This window comes from Nocardia sp. NPDC004168, from assembly GCF_040610355.1.
GTDB classification, from domain to species: Bacteria; Actinomycetota; Actinomycetes; order Mycobacteriales; family Mycobacteriaceae; genus Nocardia; species Nocardia sichangensis.
In genome coordinates, this window is the sequence record NZ_JBEXME010000098.1 from 1 (window position 1) to 1,852 (window position 1,852).

At 63.1% G+C, this 1,852-nt stretch carries 2 protein-coding genes and 1 pseudogene; 2 read left to right on the plus strand and 1 reads right to left on the minus strand.

Features of this window, described 5'->3' with window-relative positions; genetic code table 11:
• A partial coding sequence (locus tag ABZW96_RS37525) for an IS110 family transposase (RefSeq protein WP_355081632.1) occupies positions 1-415 on the plus strand: 415 nt, incomplete at its 5' end.
• A 215-nt stretch (positions 416-630) separates the two neighbouring features.
• On the plus strand, positions 631-1,185 hold the full coding sequence (locus ABZW96_RS37530; protein WP_355081634.1) for a hypothetical protein: 555 nt from the start codon (positions 631-633) through the stop codon (positions 1,183-1,185).
• A 448-nt stretch (positions 1,186-1,633) separates the two neighbouring features.
• Here ABZW96_RS37530 and ABZW96_RS37535 read toward each other — a convergent pair.
• Positions 1,634-1,852 (minus strand): annotated as a pseudogene (locus ABZW96_RS37535) (hypothetical protein); the annotation flags it as partial.

A 1,852-nucleotide genomic window follows, 5' to 3' on the forward strand; every position in this document is an offset into this window, starting at 1 on the left:
TGAGCACGGCACCCGACTGCGGGAGCTCGACGGGATCGGTCCTGTCCTCGCGGCGCGGTTGATCGGCCGTACCGGCTTGGCCACAGGCTTCGCGACGGCGGCCGCCTATGCCACTCACAACGGCACCGCACCGATCGAGATCGCCAGCGCCGACCGCCAAGTGCATCGGCTCAGCCGTTACGGTGACCGGCAGCTCAACTCGGCGATACGCACCATCGCCATGGTCCAGGTCCGCATGTCCGGCAGCGCTGGGCGCGCCTATTACGACCGCAGGATCGCCGCCGGAGCATCCCCACGCGCGGCCATGCGCTGCCTGAAACGACACCTGTCCAACGTCGTGTGGCGCATCATGATCGCCGACGACACCAGACGCCGCCGAACCACAGCCGATCCTATTCTGCGACTCGACGAATAGAAAGGCACCCCGGTTCCTCGGAGGCGATGATGTTCCCCCGGTTTTCCGGAGTTGGTTTGCTTGACTCTTGCTCACGAAGTCATCGAAGGAGACTTTGTTCCTGCAATAGGTAGTGGTCAGGCGGGATCGGTTGTATGCCGATGTGGGGTGTCCACCTATGCGAGGACGGTTGAAAGGTGTCGGCGGGTAGAAGGTGCTGATAGAGAGTTCATCGCTTGATGCTCGTCGGGGATGATGGCGACCTCTGTGGTGCACAACGCAGTGGAGCCGATCGGGCAACGAAGCCCAGTGGGGTTGCCGTCGTCAACCGAATACGTGGTGTCGCAAGCGCGGGCGTCGGTGCGCGGGCGATCCTGCGGCGAACAATTTCCCATCTGGCCGTGCGGAGGCAATCGTCTTCGTTAGCCGTCGATGCAGAACCGGTTTCTATGATGACTGCACTACTACCGCTTGCTTACGGATACTTGCGCGATGACCTGATCGACGGTCGCGATCGTGCTGCGGGCGACGACACATTGCGAGCTGCCGCCACATCGCTGGGCTACGAGCTGGCGACCGTATTCCATGAACCGCCACCGCAGAACGGACTGCTTCCGCCAGCGTTCGTCGATCTGATACAGGAATGCCGCCGCGCCGCGGCGCATACGGTGATCACCTTGCAGGGGCACCTGTCGAACATGGCGATGTCACGGATGGTCCTGCAGGAGGTCCTGCACGCACGCGCCGAAGCCGTCGTCCACGAGATCGGGCACCAAACAGGAATCCGGTGACCCCCAGACCCGGTGACAGACGAAACCCGAGGACGCGAACCGCGCAGACGACAGACCTGAAGGAGAGGTCGATCCAAGCGAAATGATCAACTGCTTCGCGACGACGGCCTGGACCATGCCCTCCGAAGCCTATTCGCGGCGGGTGCTAGCTTCTCCGACAGCAGTGAGGCCGACGACCGGAGGTGTCTGGGGAGGAGTCCAGACAATCACCCAACCTTGCTCGCCGAATTGCGGCCAGCGGGGATTCGCATCTGATCCGTACCGCACGCGAATCGACACCGCCGGAAGCCAACGCCATGCGGCGTGCTTGCGCCGCCCAGGCAGCGATGCTGTCGACGATCGGGGCGCGACCGCTGATCCTCGCCGAAGTCCGTGACTTCCGCGATCTCGGGAGCCCGACGAAGTCACGCTTCATCAGCAACTGCATGGAGTGTACTTAGACCATGTCTCATGTCGCTGATTTCGCCTTCGCGAGTTTCTTGTAGCAGGTGAGCGTGGCGGCGAGGGTGAGGAAGGCGAGGAAGTGCGTGCCCTTGCGGTCATAGCGGATGTTGAGCCTGTGGTAGCCGGTCAGCCAGGAGGATGGGTCGGCCGCGCAGCGAGGTGCCAGAGTGTGCTGGTCCTTTTCCGCGCGGCCTCCCGCCGAACCGGACTTGACAGTTTCCCG